General features: G+C 70.3%; 4 protein-coding genes and 1 pseudogene. 1 reads left to right on the top strand and 4 read right to left on the bottom strand.

What is annotated here, in order from left to right; translation table 11 throughout:
- The coding region (locus ACFV9O_RS40105; RefSeq protein ID WP_385427975.1) for a GbsR/MarR family transcriptional regulator at nucleotides 1-658 on the top strand (658 nt) is incomplete at its 5' end.
- A 199-nt stretch (nucleotides 659-857) separates the two neighbouring features.
- Here ACFV9O_RS40105 and ACFV9O_RS40100 read toward each other — a convergent pair.
- The 4 genes and pseudogenes from ACFV9O_RS40100 to ACFV9O_RS40085 all read right to left on the bottom strand — a co-directional run.
- Nucleotides 858-1,055: a hypothetical protein gene (locus tag ACFV9O_RS40100; RefSeq protein ID WP_385427972.1), complete on the bottom strand. Its 198-nt coding sequence runs from the start codon at nucleotides 1,053-1,055 to the stop codon at nucleotides 858-860.
- Nucleotides 1,056-1,109: 54 nt separating this feature from the next.
- Entirely contained in the window at nucleotides 1,110-1,232 is a 123-nt protein-coding gene (locus tag ACFV9O_RS40095) for a hypothetical protein (protein ID WP_385427966.1), read from the bottom strand.
- A gap of 226 nt (nucleotides 1,233-1,458) precedes the next feature.
- The gene (locus ACFV9O_RS40090) at nucleotides 1,459-1,929 is read right to left on the bottom strand and encodes a DUF6247 family protein (protein ID WP_385427963.1); all 471 of its coding nucleotides are present in this window, start codon (nucleotides 1,927-1,929) and stop codon (nucleotides 1,459-1,461) included.
- A 146-nt stretch (nucleotides 1,930-2,075) separates the two neighbouring features.
- A pseudogene (locus tag ACFV9O_RS40085) lies at nucleotides 2,076-2,264 on the bottom strand (alpha/beta fold hydrolase); the annotation flags it as partial.
- Nucleotides 2,265-2,361: the final 97 nt, after the last annotated feature.

The raw sequence follows: 2,361 nt of genomic DNA, 5'->3' as shown, positions 1-2,361 counted from the left end.
TCCGACCTCGACGATCACGCGTGAGGTGATGCGCAACGGCGGCCCCACCGCCTACCGCGCCGACCTGGCCCACCGCGCCACCGAACGCCGCGCCCGCCGGCGCAGGCAGGCCGCGCCCCGGGGGCCGGAGGCGCCCGGGCAGGCCCACGGACGCGACGCCGAGGCCGTGCGCGAGTACGAGGAGACGTTCACCACCGTCATGATGGCCTCGGGCCTGCCCAAGATGATGGCCCGGGTGCTGACCTGTCTCTACATCACCGACGCGGGCAGCCTCACCGCGTCCGAACTCGCCCAGCGCCTCCAGGTCAGCCCGGCGTCCATCTCCAAAGCGATCGCCTTCCTGGAGAGCCAGAGCCTCGTCCGCCGGGAACGCGACGAACGCCGCCGCGAGCGCTACTTCGTCGACGACGACCTCTGGTACCAGTCGATGGTGGCCAGCGCCCGCGCCAACGCCCAGGTCGTCGAGACCGCACGGCAGGGCGTCGGCATCCTCGGCCCCGGCACCCCGGCCGCCGTCCGCCTCGAGAACGTCGCCCGCTTCCTCGACTTCGTCGGCGAGAGCATCACCCGCGCCGCGGAGCAGGCCCGCGAGATCCTCTACACGAAAGCCGAAACGACCTCAGGCGGCACTGCCACGCCAAGTTCAGATCGCGGATAGACAGCCGGAGTTAGTGATTCAACCCCCAACTGACCTGCGATTTTGCTTGAATCGGCGGCGCTAGCATGCTGCACCCTTAGCAGCGCAACCTCGTCGCCGACCTTCGTGAAGCTGCAGCTCGTCGGCCTTGAATCGGATCCTGGCCGCTGTACCGACAGAGGCGTTATGGGGTGGTGGGCGGCCGATGTGACGCGGGCGTTCACACTTCTTCGGACGGGGTGGTCCCGGGTCCCAGGCGGCGGCGGCCCGGCGGCCGCGTCGGCGGCGCCTCGGCCTCGTGGGCGGCCGGGTCGGCTGCGGCTCGCTCCGCGGCGATGAGGCGGCGTTCGGAAGAGGCCTGTGCCGTGGCGGAGTTGGGGCGGGGGCCGGTGCCGAGCCGGCGACGGATGGTGCTCATCGGCGCAGTCTTTCAGGATCTTCGCCTGCAGCCCGCCGCGGTGTCCCCTGTGGCCTAGCGGTCGGTGGCCTTGGGGTGCCCGGTGGAGGCGCAGTCGATCCAGACGGTGCGGCGCTCGATGTCGAGCAGGTACCAGATGCGGCCGCCGGCGGTGACCTCGATCTGCCAGCGCTCCATCGACTCGCCGCGGTGGGTGCCGTGGGCCAGCTCCCCTTGAGCCTGTGGTGCCGTCGGTCCGGGTGGCCGGGGCCGGATCGGTACGCATCAGGTACCAGGCGGCGCGGGTGTTGGTCGCGGCCTGGGTGCTGAGCTGTTCCCAGCCCTTGGCGGCTTCGGCGTTGGCGAAGCGGATGTCCCACTCGTCTTCGCCGGGCAGGTGCTGCGCGGTCCCCGCGCTTTGGACTCACGCGGCTGCTCCGGGCTCGGGTACGGGGCCGTAGTCCTCGCCGGAGTCGGTGGTGAGTGCGGCGTACAGCTCGGGGTCGGCGTGGACCTCGGCGGTGTGCCGCCACTCGGTGATGAGTTGGGCGACGGCAGCGGTGTTGTCCAGCTCGGCGGCCGCGCCCAGGGCCTCGACCAGTTCGACGGAGAACTCGCGGACGTCGTGGGCGGGCAGGTAGCGCACCCACGGGAACGTCGCCGGCAGCACGTCTAGGACGAGGGTGCGGCCCTCGGGGGTGCGCATCATCTCCACGAACATGCGGCTGGTCGCGCCCATGACGGTGCTGTCCTGGGCGGCCCGGGCGGCCGTGGTCAGCACCAGGTCCTCGTCATCGCGGCGCCGGAGCACTATCCGGCGGGCCCCGCGCAGGGACGCCAGGGTGGCCTTGGGCTTGTTCAGCAGCTCCGACAGGTTCGTCTCCATCACGCTCATGACTTGAAGCTTAGTTGACAAGTCTGGAGAGCGGGAGGTCGAGCGCGGACGCAAGCGGCCACGCCCCACCCACTGCCCTGTCCCGGGGAAGAACGTAGGGAACCTTGAGCGTGTGCCACCGAAGCTTGAGCGACGCGGGGCGTGTTTTAGGACCGCAAGAACTCGAGAATGTCGGGGTTGACGATCTCGGGGTGGGTCGACAGCATCCCGTGCGGGAGCCCTTCGTAGCCCTTCAGGGTTCCGTTCTTCAGGAGCTTGACCGACAGTGGTGCCACGTCTGCATAGGGGACGATCTGGTCATCGGTGCCGTGAGCGACGAGAACGGGGACGTCGATCTCGCTTCCCGGCGACTACCGCCGGATCCTGGCGATCGTGCGGGCCGCTGGCGGCCCGGTGCAGGTGCGGGCGGTGGGCGAAGAGCTGGGCCTTCAG

Origin of the sequence: Streptomyces sp. NPDC059909 (assembly GCF_042730885.1) — a bacterium.
Taxonomy (GTDB): Bacteria; Actinomycetota; Actinomycetes; order Streptomycetales; family Streptomycetaceae; genus Streptomyces.
Note: the sequence above shows the minus strand (reverse complement) of the source record. Positions and strands in the feature narration are given on the sequence as shown.

What these genes read in the sequence shown, in the direction of transcription:
- ACFV9O_RS40100 (WP_385427972.1), bottom strand. Translation starts at nt 1,055, where the DNA reads ATGAGCACCATCCGTCGCCGGCTCGGCACCGGCCCCCGCCCCAACTCC.
- ACFV9O_RS40090 (WP_385427963.1), bottom strand. Translation starts at nt 1,929, where the DNA reads ATGAGCGTGATGGAGACGAACCTGTCGGAGCTGCTGAACAAGCCCAAG.
- ACFV9O_RS40095 (WP_385427966.1), bottom strand. Translation starts at nt 1,232, where the DNA reads ATGGAGCGCTGGCAGATCGAGGTCACCGCCGGCGGCCGCATCTGGTAC.